The organism is Actinopolyspora lacussalsi, from assembly GCA_030803735.1.
GTDB lineage: Bacteria > Actinomycetota > Actinomycetes > Mycobacteriales > Pseudonocardiaceae > Actinopolyspora > Actinopolyspora lacussalsi.
Genome location: JAURUC010000001.1, coordinates 91913 through 112857, shown reverse-complemented (window position 1 = coordinate 112857; position 20945 = coordinate 91913). Strand labels below are relative to the sequence as shown.

Here is a 20945-nt window from a genome sequence, read left to right as displayed (position 1 = left end):
ACTGGGGATGTGACATTCGATTCCACCACCAAGGCCTTCCACGTTTCGTTCGTCTGCACCGGCAACATCTGCCGGTCCCCCATGGCAGCGCTGGTGTTCGGCGAGCACCTGAGACGTGCCGGACTCTCCGACCGGGTCGAGGTGTCCAGCGCGGGCACCGGCCCCTGGCACGTCGGGGAGTCGGCCGATCCGCGCACCAACGCGGTGCTGGCGGACCACGGCTACCCCACCGAGCACACCGCCGCGCAGCTCGACGAGCACCACCTCGGCGCGGACCTGCTGCTGGCCATGGACGCGGGGCACCTGCGCGTGCTCCGGGACGAGGTTCAGGACAACGAGCGGGTCAGGCTGCTGCGCTCGTTCGACCCGAAGTCCGACGAGTGGGCGGAGGTGCCGGACCCCTACTTCGGTGGCGAGCGCGGTTTCGACGGGGTGATGGAGATGATCGAGGCCGCTGTCCCCGGACTGCTCGACCGGGTCAGGACCGGCCTGGGGCTGCCCGGTTCGGGAGATCGGGGTTCCGCCTCCTCGGCCGGGACGACGTCCCCCTCCGAGACGGCGTCGTGAGCACTCGTCGCAGCGGTCGACAGCGGAAACGACCGGAGCTGACCGGAAATCACGACCCGACAACCCGATCGAGGGAGATGTCATGAGCCATCCGGGGTTGGCCGAGGCAGTCGCGGAACTGACGGGTGCCGAAGCGGCGGAGCCTCGTCGTCTCGGCGGTGGTGACGCCTCGGCTGCCTACGAGGTCCGACTCGACGACGGACGCAGCGTGTTCGCCAAGGCAGCCCCGCCGAACATGCCGCACGCCCTGCGTGCGGAGGCGGCCTCGCTGCGGTGGCTGGCAGAGGCGGGCGCGGCCCGGGTACCCGAGGTCTTCGGCGAGGACGAGCAGTGGCTGATCACCGAGCACGTGGCCGAGAGCTCTCCCACGGCCGAGGCGGCGGCGGAGTTCGGGCGCGCACTCGCGCGAACGCACGCCGCCGGGGCCACCGCGCACGGCTGCCCACCTCCGGGCGGCCCCCGCGACGCGTGGATCGGGCTGGCCCCGATGCGCAACGAACCCGTGGCAGACTGGCCGACCTTCTACGGCACACTGCGCGTGGAACCCTACGTGCGGCGGTTGGTGGACGCGGGCACGCTGCACCGCTCGGAGGCGGAGCCGATAACCGAACTCTGCGAACGACTCGGTGAACTTCCCGGTGCCGACGAGGCGCCCGCCAGGCTGCACGGTGACCTGTGGAGCGGCAACGTGCACTGGGGACGAGGTCCGGAGGAGACGACTCACGTGTGGTTGATCGACCCGGCCGCGCACGGCGGGCACCGCGAGACCGATCTGGCGATGCTGCGGTTGTTCGGCTGTCCCCGGTTGGATCAGGTGCTGGCCGCCTACGAGGCGGAGACACCACTGGCGCCGGGCTGGCACGAGCGGGTGGGGATACACCAGCTGTTCCCGCTGCTGGTGCACGGCGTGTTGTTCGGCCGCGGCTTCGCCAGACAGGCACACTCGGTCGCGCGGGAAGCACTGCGCTCGTTCTGAGCGGGGAGACGGGGTTTCCGACTGTTGGTGGTTCTGTGGAAGAATGTGTCAACGTGTGATTGTGCGTTCGCGTGGTGGGTGTTCGTAGCGCCAGGCGCGTAGCTCGTCCGGGTCGTAGAGCACGGTGCGTCCGACCTTGGTCGGCTGGGGGAAGTCGTCGTAGACGTACGAGTTGCGGTACAGCGTCTTGACGCTGATCCCGAGTAGTTCGGCCGCTTGTGGGGCGGAGAGCAAGTCATCCAAGTTAGCCATACTCAAGTATGGTATATTGTGATCAAGCCAGACGTCACGAGGGAGGTGACCCAGCATGACCACGGTGTTGCAGGCGTACCAGTTCGCTCTCGATCCCACGCCGCAGCAGCGGGCCATGTTGTCGTCGCATTGCGGTGCGTCCCGGTTCGCCTACAACTGGGCGCTCGCGCAAGTCAAGGCCGTGATGAACCAGCGGGTAGCGGAAGCTTCCTACGGAGTCGCCGAGGACCAGCTCACCCCGGTGATGAGCTGGTCGGCCTACAGCCTGCGCAAAGCCTGGAACGCGGCCAAGCACGAGGCGGCCCCGTGGTGGAGCGAGAACTCCAAGGAGGCGTACGCCTCCGGGCTGGCGAACCTCGCGACCGCGCTGGACAACTGGCACAAGTCCCGCACCGGCAAGCGCGCCGGTCGCGGGGTCGGGTTCCCCCGGTTCACGTCCAAGCGGCACCGCGCTTCATGCCGGTTCACCACCGGATCGTTCGGGCTGTCCGATTCCGACCGCCGCCATGTCAAGCTTCCGCGTATTGGCACGGTGCGTACCCACGAGTCCACCCGCACACTCGCCCGGCACGTCGAACGCGGCACCGCCCGTATCCGGTCGACCACCGTGTCGTTCCAACGCGGCCGGTGGCACGTGTCGTTCTCGGTGGAGATCACCAAGACCGAGCCCGCACCCGCCACACGCGGCGGAACCGTGGGTGTCGACCTCGGAGTGAAAGAACTCGCGGTGCTGTCCACCGGGGAAACCATCGCCAACCCCAAACACCTCGACCGTGCGCAACGCCAACTTCGCCGGCTACAACGGCAAGCCGCCAGGCGCGTAGGGCCGGACAAACGCACGAAGCGGAAACCGTCGCAGCGATGGCACAAGGCGCAGCAACAGGCCTCCCGGTTGCACACGCGGGTCGCCAACGCGCGTCGAGACGGGCTGCACCAGCTCTCCACCCGACTCGTGCGCGAGTACGACACGATCGCGGTAGAAAACCTCAACGTCGAGGGCATGAAACGCAACCGCCGGTTGGCTCGCCACATCGCCGACGTGGGTATGGGCGAGCTACGGCACCAACTCGACTACAAAACCACCTGGCACGGCCGCGACATGATCGTGGCCGACCGGTTCTATCCCAGCTCGAAAACCTGCTCGGACTGTGGCGTGGTGAAAGCCAAACTGCGCCTGTCCGAACGCGTCTTCACCTGCGATCACTGCGGCCACACCGCTGATCGCGACCTCAACGCGGCCCGCAACCTCGCGGGCCTCACAGCGTCCACGGCGAGTTGCGTCGGGACGGAAAACACGCCCGCTGGAAACCCACCTAAGACCAGCCACGCTGGCGACGGGTATCGCCACGGGAAGACCCCGGACGGAACCGGGGTCAACGCCGCGCCGCAAGGCGACGGCTCAGGAACACTCTGACACGTTTCCTGAACGGCCCACTACCGGGTGGACCCGTGCGGCGCACCGGCCATCGCCCGGCCTACCGTGGACCCGTGCGTTTCGGATTTCTACTGCGCCCCGGCTGGCTCGCGTTGCTCCTGCTGGTGGCTGTTTTTTCCACGCTCTGCTTCACGGTGTTGGCACCGTGGCAGTTCAGCAGGCACAACGAGACGCAGGCGCGCAACGACGCGATCCGGGCGTCGATGCGGGCGGAGCCCAAGCCGTTGCGTGATGTGCTGCCCCGTGAGGAGGCGCCGAGCTCCTCGACCGAGTGGAAACGGGTGACGTTCACCGGTCACTACCTTTCCCGGGGCGAGACACTGGCCTGGCAGCGCACCGTACTCGGCGAACCCGCTTTCGAGGTGCTGACCCCGTTCCGGCTGGAGAACGGTGGGACGGTGCTGGTGGACCGCGGATTCATCCGCCCGGTGGAGTCGACCAGGGCACCGGAGTACGCGGCCGCCCCGGAGGGAACGGTGCGGTTGACGGCGCGGATCCGCGCGAACGAGTACGACGCCGAGCAGCGGTCGACGTTCCGCCACGACGACCACCGGTGGACGTACGCGATCAACGCGAACACGGTGGAGCGCGGCGTCGACATCCCGATGCGCTCCGGTTACTTCACGCTGGTGTCCGAGCAGCCCGGTGTGCTGCAGGCAGTGCCACTGCCGAGGCTGGAGTCCGGGCCCTACCTCTCGTACGCGATGCAGTGGATCATCTTCGGAGTCATGGCGCCGCTGGCGTTGGGGTATCTGGTTTACAGCGAAGCGCGTTCACCCCGCACCCCGAACGGCCGGACCTCGGCCGGAGGAACGCCGGACGCGGGTAGCCCCGGGACCGGCGGGCGGAAGCGGAAACCCCGCATGTCGGTCGCCGAGCTGATCGCGGCGGAGGAACGCCGGGAGCAGGAGAACCGTGAGCAGCGGAACTCGGCGGGTACCTGACCGGCGAGCTCTTCGCGGAACGACTCACCTCCGTCTGCCTGCGACCAGCGCCGTCACAGCGGCCAGCGCACCCCCCACGGTTCCGATCAGCCTGGACAGCTCGACACTCCGCGTGACGTCGCCACCGTCGGCGGTACGCCCCTCCCCCAGCACGGGACGGGTCTCGGCGGCGTGCTCGTAGTCGATCCGGCCTCCCAGCCTGATGCGCAGCGCACCGGCGAACGCCGCCTCGACCTGGCCCGCGTTGGGGCTGGGGTGCGCCGAGGCGTCCCGTCGCCTGATCCGGCCGCTCTCGCGTGCCGAGCCACCGACCACCGGTGCGCACACCACGGTCAGCATCGCGGTGGTGCGTGCCGGGAGCAGGTTCAGCAGATCGTCCAGCCGCGCCGCGCCCCAGCCGAACGCGCGGTACCTGCTACTCCGGTTCCCGATCATGGCGTCGAGCGTGTTGGCCGCCCGGTAACCGACGAGACCGGGAACTCCCGTGAGGGCTCCCCAGAACAGCGGGGCGATGACCGCGTCCGAGGTGTTCTCCGCCACCGATTCGACCGTGGCACGCGCCAGTCCCTGGTTGTCGAGGTCATCGGCGCGACGACCGCACAGTCCGCGCAGCCTGGAACGCGCCGCCGCCAACTCACCGGAGTCGAGATGAGCGGCCATCGCACTGCCCTCACGTGCCAGGGAGGCGCCGCCGAGCACGCTCCAGGTGGTCAGGGCGGTCAACGTCGCTTCGGCGACCGGCGAACGCCGGACCATCCGCTGGAAAATCACACCGAGTCCCACGGTCGCGCCGACCAACCCGGCGGTGTGCAGCACGCCGGCCGAACGGCTGTCGCGGTAGGTGACCGACTCGGCCCGTTGGGCGGTCCTGCCGAACGCCGCCACCGGATGTCCGCGTTTCGGATCCCCCAGAACCGCGTCAGCGGCTACGCCGAGTAATAAACCGACCGCCCGCCCCGAGCTCACGGCAATTCCTCCTCGCAAGGTCGACCACGTCCGTGGCGCACGCTACCTTTCCGTGACGACGCGAGGCACACCGAGGCCACGAGTAACGGAGTGTTTTCGGTGGCGTCCGTGACCGGAGTTATCGTGGCTGACCGTGACCGCCGATCACGAAGCCGTCGAGCCGCGCTCCGGGGCGATGCCGAACGCCGTGCCGCCCCACGGTGCCCCGGTCGCACGTCCACCGGGGCCGGAGCGGATCACCGGGACCGGAACGGACGGCGCGGACCTCGCGAGAACCGCTTCCCCGAACAGCGGAACAGCCGCCGCGGGCGACGAGGTCTCGGACAGCCCGACGGCCGAACGGGACCTTCCGGCGGGCGCGGAGGTCGACTCCGGTGAACGACGCCTGCTGCTCTACCGTCATCTGCAGGTGAGCGGTCACCGCACCTACCTGACGATCATGCGGCTGTTCACCTCCACACTGCTCGCGGACCTCTCCGCGGCGGAGGTCGCGGGAACGCTGGCGGTGGCCGAGCGCGAGGGCAGGATCTCCGAGGGCGAGTCCGAGCTGTCGACCGTGGTCGAACGGCTGCGCAAGCTCCGCGAGTGGGGCAACCTGACCCACGGCAGACGCGAGACAACCGCGTCCAGCATCGCGGAGTTCCAGCACGGCAGTGTCCGCTTCCAGGTGAGCAAGCTGGGTGTGCGGGTGCAGCGGGACGTGGACGCGCTGTTGCGGGTCCCCGAGGGGGCCCGGGAAGTCTCCAAGGAGTTGCTGCCTGCCATCGAACGCGGGCTGAGCGGGATCGTAGAGCTGCTTCCCGAGGAGACGAGCGCCGCAGCCCTGTCGGAGCAGACCAGGGAACGCCTCTCGGAACAGGTAACCACGGTCTTCCTGCAGCACTCCGAGCTCGCCGACACCGTTCGCGATTTCTACGCCTACCTCGGTCAGGTGGTCACCAGGCATCACCTGAACGCGGGCGAGATATCCGGTTTCCGGAACCTGCTGGTGGAGTACATCCAGTCGGTGGTCGAGGACGTGATCCGCCACACCGAACCGATCGCGGCGTCGTTGAGCGTGCTGGCGCGGCGTCGGGACCAACTGCTGGCGGCGCTGGGCACCGTGGAGGACCTCGGTGACGAGGTGGAACGGGCACGCGGCAGGACCGGGGCCGACTGGCAGGAACTCACCGACTGGTTCCTGGACTCGCCGGGCAGGCCGAGCCAGGTGTCGGCCCTGCGCGAGGCCACCGCACGCGCGATCGGCTCGTTGCTGGCCAGCGTCAAGCACGCAACCTCGGGCGGTGGGCCGGTACCGGGGCGTCGGAGCGATCTGCTCCACCTGGCGCGTTGGTTCGACGACTCGGACCAGGCCGGGGCGCATCGGCTCTACGCCGCCGCTTTCGGGCTGTACTCCTCCCGGTGTTTTCAGCCCGCCCCGCCGCACGACGGGGACGAGCACGCCACCAGTTGGCTCGCGGGAAACCGCGTGGAGATCCCGGTCAACGTCCGCAACCGCGCCGATCGGAGCGGCAGCGGCGGCACTTCTCGGGTGCTGCACGACCCAATGACCGAGCGGCAACTGCTGGACGAACGCCGCGCCGAGCAGCAGCGACGTGCCGCTGCCGTGGCGGAGCTGGCCGCCGCGTCGGAAAACCCGGCGGGGAGCAGATTCTCCGCCGACGCGCTGGAAGTGCTGTGCGAACTGCTGACGCTGGCGATGGCCGATCGGGAGGATCCGGCCGAAACCCGCACGGCGTTGGAACCGGTTCACCGACTGCGGCTGCGGATCCGACACAGCCCGGAGGGACCGACCACGATCTCCAGCGTGCGCGGCGAGCTGACCCTGCGGGACACGGCGGTGGAGCTGGACGTCTCCGAGATGTCCGGGAGGTTCACCACGACCGGCGCCGCGAACCACGAGAACGTCACCGACGGAGCGATCCGATGAGAACACGGGAGACCTCGGTTCCGGGGTTCGACCGACTCGGCGATATAGACGCGGCCAACGTGGTGCGCTGTGCCAGGACGCTGCTGCGCCGCCCGTTACTGCACGCGGCGAGTCAGGACGGCGACCTGCTGGGCATGATCTACCGCCACCGCGAGGTGCTGCGGGAGCTGTTCGCCACGCTGCTCGGCTACCGGTTGGTGATCCGCAGGCGGTACGCGCGGTTGTACAAGTCCGGCCCCGGTCGGGACGCCACCAGGGCGGTCCCCACTCTCACCCCGCGTGGCTACGCCTACGTGGCGCTGACGCTGGCCGCGCTGACCGGGTGCGGAAAGCAGGTACTGCTGTCACGGCTGATCGACGACGTTCGTGGAGCCGCCGTGGAAGCGGGGATCACGATCGACGACGAGCCCGGTGACCGCAGGGCGCTGGCCACCGCACTGCGCCATCTGGTCGCCCTCGGGGTGCTCACCGAGACCGAGGGCACGGTCGGCCCGCTCGCCGGCGACGCCACGGCGGAGGCGCTGATCACCGTCGATACCGATCTGCTCGGTCAACTCGTGAGCGGACCGCTGTCGGAGGCCGACGGTCCGCAACGGTTGGTGGAACTGGCGTCGGGCGATGCGGGCGTGCACGCGGCCCCTGTGGAACAGGCCGTGCGGCGCAGGCTGGTGGAGGATCCGGTGGTGCACTACCGAGACCTCCCGGAGTCGCAGGCGAACTGGTTGCGCAGGCACCGTGCCGGTGAGACCCGGCTGCTGGAGCGGTACTTCGGCATCGTCGCCGAGTCACGTTCGGAGGGCATCGCCACGACCGACCCGCAGGACTACCTCAACGACACCTCGTTCCCCGGTAGCTCGACGGTGGCGCGCGTGGCACAGCTCGCGATTCCGCGGCTGCTGGACGGCTCGACGGCCAGGGAGGGCGACCACCGGCACCCGGTGACGCGGGAGGATTTCGGCAGGGTCTGCGAGGAGCTGCTGGAGAGGTATCCGGCCGCCTGGTCCCGCCGGGCGATCGAAGACCCGGACTCGCTGGTCACGATGGTGGTGGACCTGCTGCGGCGGGTGGGCGTGCTGATCCCGCACGAATCCGGGGATACGGAGTGGTGGCTGCTCAGCCCCAGCGCGCACCGCTGGCTACCGATTCCCGACGGTGAACCGGCCCCGGCGGAGCGGGAAACCGAACCCCCCGCCGAAACAGCGGTGCCCGACCTAGCGTTGTTCGACTATCCGGAAGGAGAACCCGCCCGGTGAGCACGGAAGCGGTGACGCAGCCCGACGGTGCGGCAGCACAGCACCTTTCGACCGCTTCCGGCGGAGAGCCCCCCGGAGGTGAGGGGGTCGGCAGCCGGTGGCGCCTGCGGCGGGGCGGCGTGGTCAACATCTGGCAGTACGCCAACCAGACGTTCGACCTCAGCGGTGGACGCGCGATCTTCCAGGGGACCAACGGCTCCGGGAAGTCCCGGACCCTGGAGTTGCTGCTGCCGCTGTGCCTGGACGGTGATCTGCGGCAGATCGGGTCCAAGGGATTCGACACGGTCAGCATGAAGCGGCTGATGCTCGACGAGCGCGAGAGCGGTGGCAACCGGCTCGGCTATGCCTGGGTGGAACTGTCCAGGATCTCGCACGACGGCTCCGAACGGTTTCTGACCTGCGGGATCGGTGTGAAGGCCACCGCGACCTCGAACCAGATCAGCGATTCTTGGCGGTTCGTCACCGAACGCCGGGTCGAGCACGACCTGCGGCTGATCGGTCCGGGAGAGGTGCCGCTGAGCCAGCCCCAGCTGCGCGAGGAGCTGGGTGCGGAGTGCCTGCACGACGAGCAGTCCTTCCGGGCCAGAATCGCGGGCACGGTTTACGGCATCACCCCGGAGCGCTACGGCGACCTGCTGCACCTGCAACGCACGCTGCGCAACCCCGACGTCGGACTGCGGGTGCAGGAGGGACAGCTCGAACAGATCCTGTCCGACGCGCTGCCGCCGCTGGACTCGACGCTGATACAGCGGCTGGCGACCTCGTTCGAGGACCTGGAGTCCATCCGCGAGAACATCCTGCGGCTGACCACGGCCGACAGCGCGCTGAGCTCGTTCCTGACCACCTACGCGGACTACGCGCTGACAGTCCTGCGCACACGTGCGAAGGCGTCCCGCGAGGCGGCCAGGCAGCACGACTCGCTGCACACTACGATCGACGAGCTGGCCGAGCGGTACCGATCCGAACTGGACAAACGTTCCGCGAGCGAGGAACGGGTCGGCGAGCTGGAGCGGCGTGACCGCGAGCTGGACTCCTCGCTGGGGGCGCTGCGACAGAGTCCGGCCTACACCGAGCTGCAGAACCTGCACGACCGCAGGGCACTGGTGGACAACGAGCGCTCCGCGGCGGAGGGCGCGCTGCGCACGGCCGAACGGCACCGTGACCAGGAACAGCGCTCGGTCTCCACGGTGCTGGGCATGCTGGAACGACTGAGCTCGGACATCGACGCGGCCGAACAGCACCGCCAACAGGCCGATGCCGGGCTCAGGGCGTCGGGATTGGACGGTTCGCTGGCACCGGCGATACCGACGATGCCTCCCACCGAGGCCACGGTCCGCTGGGAGGTCGTGCGCGGCACGGCCGACAGCGGTTCCGAATGGCTCGACGTGGCACGGCACATCCCCCCACAACCCGACACCGAGGAACTCGCCTCGCGGCTGCGTGAGGTCGACGAGCACGCCGCCGGGGCGGTCGAGGCCGCGCGGGAACGCGGTGCGTTGACCCTGACACTGCGGCAGCAGGCCGAGGAGACGGATCGGCAGCGGGCCGAGGTCTCCGACGCCGGACGACAGGCCGAAGCGGCGAAGTTGACCGCCACGGAGGCCGCAGCACGACGCAACCAGGTACGGCAGGACCTGTACGACACCGCCGTGGCATGGCTGGACCGGGTTCGACGCTGGTGGCACGACGGCGCGCTGGCGAGCGAGGCCGCGGGAACACCCCCGCCCCCGGAATCACCGACGCCGGAACAGCTGACAGCCGACCGCTTCGCGGCGCGCGGCGGTCGGGAGCGGATGCGCGAGTGGGCGCAGCCGGTGCTGCATCGCGTGCGGATGCGCATCACCGAGCTGGACCGGAAGCTGGCGGAGACCCGTTCGGCGGTGTCGGAACGCGACACCGAACTCGCGGAACTGCGCTCCGGCGGCGAGCGGGTACCGGCCTCGCCCTCCTGGGCCACCGCGGAACGGGACCCGGGCTCTGGCGAGGCGTTCTACCGACTGGTGGACTTCGCGGAATCGCTTTCCGGGGCCGAACGGGCCGCGCTGGAAGGTGCGCTGGAGGCCTGCGGACTGCTCAACGCGTGGGTGACAACCGACGGCACCGCCACCGACGTCGCCACCTCCGACGTGGTGGCGACCCCGGGCGAACGGCTCACCGGGGGCTCCCTGTCCGAACTGCTGGTGCCCGCCGCCGAACCGGACTGCCCCGTCCCCGAGGCGCGGATCAAGGCGTTGCTGTGTTCGGTCGCCGTGGACGACACGGCGGAAACGGCGGTGCTCGCCGACGGCCGCTGGCGCAGCGGCGTGCTCTCCGGCGCGTGGCGCAAGGAGATGGCCGAGTACGTGGGCGCTGGGGCTCGCGGTGCCGCTCGGCAGCAGCGCATCACCGAGCTGGAGGCCGAGCTGGCGGAACTTCGGGCGGAGCTCGGTGAGCTGGAGCGGCAGCGGGCCGACACGGGACGACGTGCCGAGTCGCTGGAGCGCGAGCTGGAGTCCTACCCGGACGACGACGAACTGTTCAGCGCGCACGCGAGGCTGAGCAGCGCCGTCGACGACGCGGACGAGGCACAGCGCACCGCGAACCGGTTGCGGCAGGCCCACGAACAGGCGGAGGCGCGCTGGCAGGCGATGCGTTCCGAGCTGTCCCGCGCGGCGGGCGGAGCGGGGTTGAAACCGGAGACCGAAGCGCTGCAGGAGGCCAACCGGTCCGCCACTGATGCCCGGCGGGCGTTGGAAACCCTGCGCGAGGCGATCGGATCCCGATGCCTCGGCACGTTGGAGCAGCTGGGCACCACGGTGCTGCACCACGACGCGACGGTGGCCGACCGGATGGCGGCGGAGTCGCTGGCCGAGCAACACTGCGCGAACCACGCCGAGCAGGCCGCCGCTCTGGCGGAGTTGACCGCCTCCGTCGACGACGAGGGCAGGCGCGTCGCCGAACAGGTCGCGGAGCTGACGCGGGAGCAGGAACAGCTCCGAGACCTGCTCCCCGAAGTCAGGGAGCAGGTCTCGGCGGCCCGGGAGGAGGCCGGGAAGCTCGACGAGAAGCTGACGGCGGCTCGTGCCCGGTTGTCCGAGCGCGAGTCGGAGAGCAGCGAAGCGGCGAGCGCGCTGCGTCGGGCGATGGAACTACCGGGGCTGTGGGCAGCGGCCGTGGCCGCCACCGAGGGGGAACTGCCCGAAGAACCAGGTGGGGTCGAGGAATCGGTGACCGCGCTGCTGTCCACCACGGTGGCCCGGTCGTCCCCGGGTAGCACGACGGCCAAGGCGGTGCACGACAAACTGCACCCGCTGAAGCAGTCGCTGAGCGGCCACTTCGACGTCACCACGGCCGAGGAGGACGAGGTGCTGACCGTGACCGTGATCGGCGAGGAGGGTCCGCTGCCCGTCGCCGAGGCGGCCATGCGGATAAACCGGCGGTTGGCCGAGCAGCGCGAGTACCTCAACGAACAGTACCGGTCGATCTTCGCCGACTACCTCATCCGCGATCTCGCGGAGCGGCTGCGCGACCAGATCGCGGTGGCCCGGGATCTGTGCGACCGGATGAACCGGGTGCTGGAGGGGGCGCGCTCCAGCCAGGGGGTGCACGTGCAGCTGGACTGGCAGCCCGCCACCGCGCTGAGCGAGGACATGCGGCAGGCCATCGAGGTGGTCCGGAAACCGTTCGCGGAACGCGGGGAACAGGAGGACGCCCTGCTGCGACGGGTCTTCACCGATCTGATCGAGTCACAGCGGGAGAGCGTTTCCGGCGGTTACGGTGAGATCCTGTCCAAGGCGCTGGACTACCGGGACTGGTACGAGTTCACGGTGCGGGTCCGCGACTCCGGTCCCGACAACCAGCGGCGGGTGCGGCGACTGCGACAGTTGTCCTCGGGGGAAACCCGGCTGGTGTCCTACGTGACCCTGTTCGCGGCGGCCGCTTCGTTCTACGACGCCATCGAGTCCGCGGCCCAGCAGCACGACCCGTTGCGGCTCGTACTGCTGGACGAGGCGTTCGAGCGCCTGGACGACCCGACGGTGGCACGTATGCTGGGGTTGCTGGTGGATCTGGACATGGACTGGATGATCACCTGGCCGAGCGGTTGGGGAGTTTCCCCCAAGATCCCGAAGATGCACATCTACGACGTGCTGCGACCGCGCAGCGGGCACGGAATCGCCTGCACCCACACCGTGTGGAACGGTCGCGGTCTGGAGCGGACGGAACATTGAACGATCCCGAGAGCATTCGCGCCGTCTGGGACCTGCCGGAGCTGCGGGGCCTCTGGGAACGCGCCAGGCAGGCGCTGGAGGCCGCCGACCGCCCTCCGACGTTCCGGCTGGAGCTGCCGGACGAACGGACCCGCCAGAAGGTGGGCGAGGTCTACGGCCGCCCCATGTGGGGGCAGGGAACCAGGATCAATGTGTCCAAGCTGGACGAATCGCTGCGTGCGAGCTCACACGGGGTCGATCTGGAACGGCTGCTGGAGATCCTGCACGAACGGCCGGTCACCCGGCAGGAGTCGGGTTCGCGACGCCGAGAGCACGCACAGGACCGAACCGTCGGGGTGCTGAACGCGGCGCTGGCCGAACACGGCCTGGCGGAACAGCCGTGGGCCGCGGCGTGGACCGACTGGGTAAGGCAGTACGGGCGGGTGGCCGACTCGGACCTGGACGCGACCGCGGAACGGGCCGCCGCGGTACTGGCACGTCTCGTGCTGGACCCGGATCGACAGCCACGGGTCCGGTGGTCGCGCACCGAGCTGGCAGCGCGGTGCGCCGGGAACGAGTACGAGCTGGACAACGGAACCACGTTGAGCCGAGTGGTGCTGCGTGCCGCATCGATGGCGCACGGCACGGACTCACCGGGCGGTGAACGCGAACGCCGGACCCTGTGGGAACGCTGCGGAGTCACACCGGACGGAATCTCGGCCACGGTGCCCTGCTGGGCACTGCCACTTCCGGGAGAGGACACGTGGTCGGGCACCGTGCGGGAACGCACCGAGCTGGGACTGCCGACGCACCTGACGCTCCTCGACCTCCGGGCCGCCCCGGAGCCCCTGGTCGAACCGGGCACGGTGATCGCGGTGTGCCAGCACACGCGGACGCTCGAAGCCGCCGTGACCTCCGGTGTCCGGCACCCGGTGGTGTGCCTCTCCGGACGTCCCGGCACCGTGGCGCTGGAACTGCTCGACCGGCTGCGGGCCGACGGAGCGATCCTGCGATTGCACTGCGACTTCGACTGGACGGGGCTCTCCGTCGCGGGGGCGCTGTACGAGCGGCCGGGATTCGTGCCGTGGCGGATGTCGGCGGCGGACTACCGCGAGACGGTGAACCGGGCCGCCGCCCGACGCACCGACCTGCGGATCCTGGACGAGAACCCCACCGAAGCGCCGTGGGACCCCGAGCTCGTCGAAGTCATGTCCAGCGCGGGACGTGCCGTCGAGGAGGAGATAGTACTCGACGACCTGTTGCACGACCTGCGGAGCGGGCTCGTCGGCCCGGCGGCCTGAGAAGCAGTGGCCCGGCGATTCCGCGAGAAATCGCCGCCGCGGGTGGCGACCACGACACCGGTTGCCACCACGCGACCAGCTGCGCTACCCGGCCGGGCTACCCGGCCGGGTAGCCCGGCCGGGGAGAGCTCAAGCGTCGAGCGTGAGTTCGGCGCGCAGCGGAAGCTCGGCGACGCTGCGTCCGGCGAGCACGGTGAAGGTGCCGGGTTCGAAACTCCAGCCGCCCGCGGCTGGATCCCAGTGCCGGAACGCGGTGGCCTCCAGTCGCACCGGGACGCTCGTCTCCTCACCGGGATCGGCCTCGATCGTGGCGAATCCCGCCAACCACAGTGCGGGACGGTCCACAGCCGACTCGGTCCGCCGCAGGTACAGCTGCACGACCTCCTTGCCGTGCCGATCACCGGTGTTGCGCAACCGCACCCGGAACAGGGCGTCCTCTCCGGTACCGATCCGGTCCGGCCCCAGCAGCGCGGAGTACTCCCACTCGGTGTATCCCAGGCCGTGCCCGAAGGAGTACGCGGGCTGCCGCCCGGCCCGCTGCCACGCCCGGTAGCCGAGGTGCGGACCTTCGGTGTAGGCCAGCTTCCCGTGATCGGGTCGGGTTTCGAGCACGGGCACGTCGTCCTGGCGCAGCGGCCAACTGGTCGGCAGCCGACCACCCGGTTCGCTCTCACCCAGCAGGACGTCGGCCAGCGCGTTACCGCCCTCCTGCCCCGGGAACCAGCTCAGCAGCACGGCGGGGACCTCCTCGTGCCACTCCAGCTCGACCGGTGCGCCCGAGTTCACCACCACGACGGTGCGCGGGTTCACCCGGGCGACGGCGCGGACGAGTTCGCGCTGCCTGCCGGGAAGCGCGAGCGTGTCCCGGTCGAAGCCCTCGCTCTCGGTACGCGCGGTGGTACCGACCACGACGACGGCGGCATCGGCCTCGGAAGCGACTGACACTGCCTCGGAGAACTCCCGCTCCTCGTCCGGTCGCTTCGGGAGCAGTCCCAGCGTCACGGCGCTGAGCGGCGCACCGGACACCCGGTGAGTGGCGAGCACGTCGAACGGACGCTCCGGTTCGAGCTCCACCGGCACCGTGGCGTAAGGCGGGGCGAGAAAGCCCGCCGCCGGGTCGTCGCCTTCCGGTTCGAGCGTTCGCTCCAGCACCACCGAACCGTCGACCGACAGGGTGTGCTGCCCCATACCCGCCACGCCGAGCTCGTACTCGCCGCCCACTGCCGGGTGAACCCTGGCGATGACCTCGACCGCATCCGCTCCGTGCAGTTCCGGGCCGGTCCACATCAGCTGGGCGGTGCCACGGTGCTCGGTGCCGAGCAGCTCTCCCCGCGCGCCGCGGAAGCGTACCCGCACTCCGCGTTCCGAGGTCTCCGGATCGGTCAGCATCTCGGTCGGAATCGGTTCGAGTCCGTCCCGGACGGTCACCCCTTCGCGATGGACCACCTCGGTCGTGGGTTCGAGCGCCGCGCGCAGTCCCTCCAGCGGTGAGACCGTGTACTCCGGCACCACGCTGGAACTGCCACCTCCCTGGCTTCGGGCGGCCGAGGCGTTGTGGCCGAGTACGGCCACCCTGCCCAGCTCGGAACGCCGCAGCGGCAGCAACGGACCCTCGTCGCGCAGTAACACCATCGAGTCGGCGGCGACCTCACGGAGGATTCGGCTCCGGTCCGACGCTGTCGGCGGCTCATCGAGTTGGGCCGGCTCATCGAGTTGGGTGGGGTCGTCGAGTTGGGTGGGGTCGTCGAGCGCGCCGACACGCGCGGCCAGCCGAATGATCCGGCGCACCTTCTCGTCGACGGTGGCTTCGGCGATCCGCCCGGCACGGATGGCTTCGAGCAACGGCCCGCCCCAGACCTCGGAAGGTCCCGGCATGGCGAGATCGTTGCCAGCCGCTGCTGACTCCGTGCTGCGCACGGCGGTCCAGTCCGAGACCACCACCCCATCGAATCCCCACTCCGCGCGCAGTGGATCGGTCAGCAACGGGTGTTCGGTCATGGTGTGGCCGTTCACCCCGTTGTAAGCGGACATGACCAGCCAGGCGCCCGCGGCGACCACGCGTTCGAACGGTGCCAGGTAGACCTCGCGCAGCGTGCGCTCGTCCACCCGGACATCGACGGTGTAACGCTCGGTCTCGGAGTCGTTGGCGACGTAGTGCTTCGGGGTCGCGGCCGTACCGGCTTTCCGCAGGGCGGTGACATAGGCCTCGGCCATCCGCCCGGTCAACAGCGGGTCCTCGGAGAAGCACTCGAAATGCCTGCCGCCGAGCGGACTGCGGTGCAGGTTGATCGTCGGGCCGAGCACCACGTGCACCCCCTTGCGGCTCGCCTCGGCGGCGAGGATCCCGGCAGCTCGGGCAACCGTCGACTCGTCCCAGGTCGCTGCGAGGGCCGTGGGTGAGGGCAGGCAGCTCGACGGATCACGCTCGTCCCAGAACTCACCGCGCACTCCGGAGGGCCCGTCGGAGAGGAACACGCTTCGCAACCCGATCACGGGCTCGGCGGGGGTGTGCCAGAAATCGGCACCGCTGATCAGTCGGACCTTGCGTTCGACGTCGAGGCGCCCCAGCAGTTCCTCGATGCGCTCGTCCGTGATGTGCGGTGGTCTCATGACGGACTCCTCCTCAGCGATTCCGGAATCGCTCTCGGCCGGGAAGGCGTGATCAACGGAGCCCACGGTATAGGTAGCGCGGGAACCGACAACCGGGACGAGCCCGCGAGCGGCCCGTCGGTTCCCGACCGTTCACGTTCCCAACCGTGTCACGACTCCTGCCGTCGCCGTACCGCGCGGCGTCGAGATCCGCCGGCACGCGGTTGCTCCCGTGGCAACCACGCCCCCCGCGCTGCCGCTCAGGTGCGGCGGCCTTGAGCGGACGGAGCGAAGTGAACGGCGCTGGTGCTCACTCCTCGTCGTAGCGGCGATAGAAGTCCTTGAGCAGCTGGTGCGCCTTACGTGTGGGGGAACCGGTTATCTCCACGCTGTCCGCGCCCAGCCGCAGGATCACGCTCTCCTGGTTGTTGCGTCGCAACCAGGACTGCACCAACGCGACGATCTTCCGGACGCCGGAGCCGGACAGCAGACCGCGCACCACGAACTCGCGGGTGCCCACCCGCTCGTCGTGGATGTCGCCGAGGCCGGGATCGCGGTCACGCCGTTGCAGGGATTCGATCCGCAGCCCGAGCAGTTCGTGTTCCAACGAACAGGTGAGCCGGTCCAGCGCGGCACGGTCGGTCCCGGTCACCGGTACCAGTGTCAACTCGATCGAATCGGCGTGCTCGGTCATGAACTTCCAACCACGTTCGGGAGTGCGAGCTGCCGCGCGCCCGCCGGACTCGCGAACCGAGCGTACTGAAATCGATCACAGAACTGGCGCGACGCGCTCGAACATCATCCGTTCGGAGCACCTTGGGCACCCTTAACGGCTCCCGAACCGGCTCGATCGCGTCCGCCGGACATCCGAGTCACGACAGCATTCCCGCAGCCCCTATGCCGGAAAATGCCGGGGTTCCACCACACGCACCCCTTCGAGTGAACGCACGAAGTCGGCGCCGAGAGCCGTAGCGGGGGTGCGCGTACCGACCGGAACCTCCCCCGCCTCGATCGCGCTGACGATACGCAGCACCGCGTCGGCGGTGAGGTCGTAGGTGTCCGGCCCGATCAGCGCGGCACTGACCGCGTTGCCCGCCGCGTCGCCCGCCTCGGCATAGACCTCCACACGGCTGGCCGACCTGCTGCCGCGGCCCGGTCCCCGCACGAAGGCGTCGATCGCGGTGTTGGCGACGCGCCGAACCCGGGGTTTGCCGAACAGGTCTCGGGTGACACGCGCGGCGGTCGGATTCATCCGGTCGAGGCCGGGCAGCCCCGCGAAGGTCGTGATGTTGCCGATGCCGGTGGTGCGGTAAGCCGTAGCCACATCCCCCCAGGGCAGCGAGGTCACGACTCGCTGTCCCCCGGGGAAGTCGACCGTACGTCTGCGCCAGCCGACGGGCACGTCACGCAGGGCGCCTTCCAATCGGACCCGACCACCCAACGACACGCCCTCCAACGCGCTTTTCAGCGTGCCCGGGCTGATCCCACCGGTGGTGGTGAACGCGAGATCGAGATCGGTGGCACCGGGCAGTTCGGCAGCGACCATCGCGGCCAGGCAGTCGGTCGGCACCACGTCGAAACCGGCACCGGGCAACAGCGTCACACCAGCGGTCCTGCTCTCGGCGTCCCGCGCGAAGGCGGCCTCGAAAACGTCCACCTCGCCCGTGATGTCCAGGTAGTGGGTCCCGGTACGCAGACAGGCGTCGACCATCGGGCCCGAGGTCGCGGAGAACGGACCGGCGCAGTGCGCCACGGTGTCGACCTCCCGCAGGCACGCGTCGAGCCGGTGGGTGTCCCGCAGGTTCAGCGTCCGGTACTCCAGCCCGAGCGGCACGGCGGTGGCGGCGAGCTTGCGGGGATCACGTCCGGCGAGCACCGGTCGGTGTCCGCGTCGCACGGCGAGCTCCGCGACCAACCGGCCGGTGTAACCGGTGGCGCCGTAGAGCATCCAGACCATGGGCCAGCCTCCGCGATCGACGGTCGGGTATCACGCCGCGACGAGAGGCGCGCACCGTGTCGGACTCCGTGTCGGAACCCGGCACCGTATCGCGCCGAGCGACAAACTTACCCGATCGAGGGAAGTGAGGAAATGATCATCCATCCCCCGAACACCGCGAACAGTGAAGCCGCTCCGTAGCGCACGGCGCGCGAGGACAGGCGCCGAGCCAGCAGCAGGCCGGCAACGATGGCCAGTGCGTCCGCCGCGACCATCCCCAGTGTCGAGCCGAGCCACGTACCCAGCCAGTCGTGGCGAGTGGCCAGCGTGACGGTTGCCAGCATCGTCTTGTCGCCCAGTTCGGCGAGCATGAATGCCACGGTCACCGCCAGCAGGGCGGCACGGACGCCGCGGCCGGACGCGGCGGCGTTGCCCGAATCGTCGAGTTCGTCGCCACGCAGTGTCCAGAGCGCGAACCCCAGGAAAGCCACGCCCGCGCAGAGTTCCACCCACCCGTTCGGCAGTGCGCTACCGATTCCGAAGCCCAACGCCACGGAAAGGGCGTGCACGAGCACCGTGGCCACGGTGATTCCCACCAGGACCTGCCAGGCACGGTATCTCGTCGCGAACGTCATGGCGAGCAGTTGCGATTTGTCACCCAGCTCCGCGACGAAAATCGCGACGGAGCTGAGTGCGAAACTCACGAGCACGTGGGCTCCAAACTTGTCGGGGCGGATCGAGCATCCCGCCGCTTCTCACCACCGAAACCGGAGCAAACCCGTGCACAGGCATTTCGACACGACAGCGCCGCAGGGAACACCACTTCCGGTCGGCTTCGCCCACATTACCCACATTCCCACGAAAATCAACAGCCAATGTCGTAAACCACAAATGGACCCAATTACGCAGAACGACCAAAAACCGATTTCGCCGCCCCGAAACACTCGTTTCCCCGAGTCCAGAAAAGAAATGCGTGTCCGCACGACAACGAATACGGCGTCCCATTGCCGCGGCGTCGATTTCTCGCGAAATCGTCGGGAGGACGGCGGTTCGCCGCGGTCGTGTTCGTGCTGCTCCCGCCGGGAGTGCGCGAGAATTCGACGGCTGCCTCGCGGACTGCGACCGGAACCGGGACCAAAAGAGAACGAAAACGGCTCCTACCGATCGCGGTAGAAGCCGTTTTCGCGGGTAAACAACTGTGGGCGCAGCTGGGCTCGAACCAGCGACCCCCTGCTTGTAAGGCAGGTGCTCTTCCGCTGAGCTATGCGCCCTCGCCGATGGCCGACCCGTATCCTACAGGTCGGCCATCGTGAGGTGTCACGCGGATACTTCCGCGAGCACCTTTCGCCAGGCGTCCTGGTCACGAGGCTCACCGGGCTGGTTCATCTCGGCGAATCGAACCTTGCCCTCGGTGTCGATGAGGAAGGTTCCCCGATTGGCCATGCCCGCCTGCTCGTTGAAGACTCCGTAAGCCTTGGCGACTTCACCGTGCGGCCAGAAGTCGGACAGCAGCGGGAAGGTGTAGCCCTCCTGCTCCGCCCACGCCTTCAGTGCGAACGAGGAGTCGACCGAGACTCCGAGCACCTGGACACGGTCGTTCTGGAAGTCACCGAGGTCGTCGCGGACCTGGCAGAGCTCGCCCTGGCAGACACCGCTGAAGGCGAACGGGTAGAAGACCAGCAACACGTTCTTGTCGCCGCGGAAATCCGACAGCGACACCTTCTCCTTGTTGTAATCCGGCAACGTGAAGTCCGGCGCTGTGGCACCGACCTCGAGCGTCATGCGCCCACCCTTCTGTTCGACGACAGCGTTCCGGCGCCGAACCTACACCGATCGGGACGACGAGCGCACCGGCAGCCATCCGGTTACCGGCGCGTAGGAGTCGTCACCGCTTGGTCTTGGCGGGCTTGCGATAGGCCAGCCTGGTTCCCGTCCACTTGTCGCCGAGACTCAGGTTGGAGGTCTGTGCGAGGTTGGAAGTGGCGGCTGCTTCGGCGATGTCGCTGGGTTCGACGTGCCCATCGAGGCCGGTCTTGGGCGTCATCACCCATATGACGCCTTCCTCGGCCAGCGGCGCCATGATGTCGAGAAGTGTGTCCGTGAGATCGCCGTCTTCGTCACGCCACCACAGCAAGACGACATCGACCACTTCGTCGGCATCCTCGTCGAGCAGTTCGCCTCCGCAACGCTGCTCGATCGCTTCTCGGACGGTGTCATCGACATCCTCGTCCCAGCCGATCTCCTGCACCACCATGTCTGGCTCGATATCGAGCTTCTCGGCGACGTCGGTTTCGTTCTTACCGGCGTCTTCCGCGGCGACCACGGCTTTCTCACTCCTCCAATTCTCATGTGCGCGGGTGGTTCACCCGACGCACGAGACAAGTTTGCACGATCTTGCCGTAAGCGAACACCGTCGACGGGCATCAACGCAACCGCAGATCGCACGATACGACGTATCAACACTGACAGTGACCGAACAGCGAACAGCATCCGCCCCCGCTTTCGGGGACGACACCGGCTTCCCGCGCGAGCGCGCGCCCGCGAAATCGAAGCGGTGTTCGCGTTGTCCGTTACGAGCCACGCCACGAGACTGACGGTACTACGGCCAC

The 20945-nt window shown here is 69.0% G+C and carries 16 protein-coding genes and 1 tRNA gene; 8 read left to right on the top strand and 9 right to left on the bottom strand.

All coding sequences use genetic code 11. The features are described 5' to 3' along the window. The first annotated feature begins 9 nt into the window (after positions 1-9). A complete protein-coding gene (locus J2S53_RS00520) occupies positions 10-567 on the top strand; it encodes a low molecular weight protein-tyrosine-phosphatase (protein ID WP_456239291.1) in 558 nt (185 codons plus the stop codon). 82 nt (positions 568-649) lie between these two features. Then, a complete protein-coding gene (locus J2S53_RS00515; protein WP_456239290.1) occupies positions 650-1543 on the top strand; it encodes a fructosamine kinase family protein in 894 nt (297 codons plus the stop codon). A gap of 48 nt (positions 1544-1591) precedes the next feature. On the opposite strand, the gene J2S53_RS00510 is transcribed toward J2S53_RS00515, so the two are convergent. After that, positions 1592-1795, bottom strand: coding sequence for a helix-turn-helix transcriptional regulator (locus tag J2S53_RS00510; RefSeq protein ID WP_456239289.1), 204 nt, complete (start codon positions 1793-1795; stop codon positions 1592-1594). Positions 1796-1850: 55 nt separating this feature from the next. Here J2S53_RS00510 and tnpB point away from each other — a divergent pair, with 55 nt between their 5' ends. Together tnpB and J2S53_RS00500 are read left to right on the top strand one after the other, a co-directional pair. Beyond that, positions 1851-3209, top strand: a complete 1359-nt coding sequence (tnpB, locus tag J2S53_RS00505; RefSeq protein ID WP_456239288.1) for an IS607 family element RNA-guided endonuclease TnpB — start codon at positions 1851-1853, stop codon at positions 3207-3209. Between the two features lie 74 nt (positions 3210-3283). Next, positions 3284-4174, top strand: coding sequence for an SURF1 family cytochrome oxidase biogenesis protein (locus J2S53_RS00500; protein ID WP_456239287.1), 891 nt, complete (start codon positions 3284-3286; stop codon positions 4172-4174). Positions 4175-4198: 24 nt separating this feature from the next. Here the strand turns inward: J2S53_RS00500 and J2S53_RS00495 are convergent, their stop codons facing one another. Next, on the bottom strand, positions 4199-5140 hold the full coding sequence (locus tag J2S53_RS00495) for a cobalamin biosynthesis protein (RefSeq protein ID WP_456239286.1): 942 nt from the start codon (positions 5138-5140) through the stop codon (positions 4199-4201). Positions 5141-5273: 133 nt separating this feature from the next. Between J2S53_RS00495 and J2S53_RS00490 the strand changes: the two genes are divergently transcribed. The 4 genes from J2S53_RS00490 to J2S53_RS00475 are packed head-to-tail and all read left to right on the top strand — an operon-like array spanning position 5274 to position 13811. Continuing rightward, positions 5274-7070: a DUF2397 domain-containing protein gene (locus J2S53_RS00490; RefSeq protein ID WP_456239285.1), complete on the top strand. Its 1797-nt coding sequence runs from the start codon at positions 5274-5276 to the stop codon at positions 7068-7070. Next, entirely contained in the window at positions 7067-8323 is a 1257-nt protein-coding gene (locus J2S53_RS00485) for a TIGR02678 family protein (protein ID WP_456239284.1), read from the top strand. Before J2S53_RS00490 ends, J2S53_RS00485 begins: the two co-directional genes overlap by 4 nt. Continuing rightward, entirely contained in the window at positions 8320-12531 is a 4212-nt protein-coding gene (locus tag J2S53_RS00480) for a TIGR02680 family protein (protein WP_456239283.1), read from the top strand. Before J2S53_RS00485 ends, J2S53_RS00480 begins: the two co-directional genes overlap by 4 nt. Further along, the gene (locus J2S53_RS00475) at positions 12528-13811 is read left to right on the top strand and encodes a DUF2399 domain-containing protein (RefSeq protein ID WP_456239282.1); all 1284 of its coding nucleotides are present in this window, start codon (positions 12528-12530) and stop codon (positions 13809-13811) included. Before J2S53_RS00480 ends, J2S53_RS00475 begins: the two co-directional genes overlap by 4 nt. 129 nt (positions 13812-13940) lie before the next feature. Here the strand turns inward: J2S53_RS00475 and J2S53_RS00470 are convergent, their stop codons facing one another. The 7 genes from J2S53_RS00470 to J2S53_RS00440 all read right to left on the bottom strand — a co-directional run bounded on the left by J2S53_RS00470 (position 13941) and on the right by J2S53_RS00440 (position 20659). Next, positions 13941-16421 carry a beta-glucosidase gene (locus J2S53_RS00470; RefSeq protein ID WP_456239281.1) on the bottom strand — a complete coding sequence of 827 codons (2481 nt, stop codon included), beginning with the start codon at positions 16419-16421 and terminating at the stop codon, positions 13941-13943. A 289-nt stretch (positions 16422-16710) separates the two neighbouring features. After that, the gene (locus J2S53_RS00465; protein ID WP_092929183.1) at positions 16711-17094 is read right to left on the bottom strand and encodes a hypothetical protein; all 384 of its coding nucleotides are present in this window, start codon (positions 17092-17094) and stop codon (positions 16711-16713) included. Between the two features lie 201 nt (positions 17095-17295). Further along, positions 17296-18357, bottom strand: coding sequence for a saccharopine dehydrogenase family protein (locus tag J2S53_RS00460; protein ID WP_456239280.1), 1062 nt, complete (start codon positions 18355-18357; stop codon positions 17296-17298). A gap of 107 nt (positions 18358-18464) precedes the next feature. After that, on the bottom strand, positions 18465-19046 hold the full coding sequence (locus tag J2S53_RS00455; protein WP_092975317.1) for a TMEM165/GDT1 family protein: 582 nt from the start codon (positions 19044-19046) through the stop codon (positions 18465-18467). Between the two features lie 489 nt (positions 19047-19535). Further along, a tRNA-Val gene (locus J2S53_RS00450) sits at positions 19536-19607 on the bottom strand. Positions 19608-19653: 46 nt separating this feature from the next. Beyond that, positions 19654-20118 (bottom strand): peroxiredoxin, encoded by a 465-nt coding sequence (locus J2S53_RS00445; protein WP_092975323.1) that lies wholly within the window; start codon positions 20116-20118, stop codon positions 19654-19656. 103 nt (positions 20119-20221) lie between these two features. Beyond that, positions 20222-20659: a DUF3052 domain-containing protein gene (locus J2S53_RS00440; protein ID WP_092975326.1), complete on the bottom strand. Its 438-nt coding sequence runs from the start codon at positions 20657-20659 to the stop codon at positions 20222-20224. Between the last annotated feature and the right edge of the window lie 286 nt (positions 20660-20945).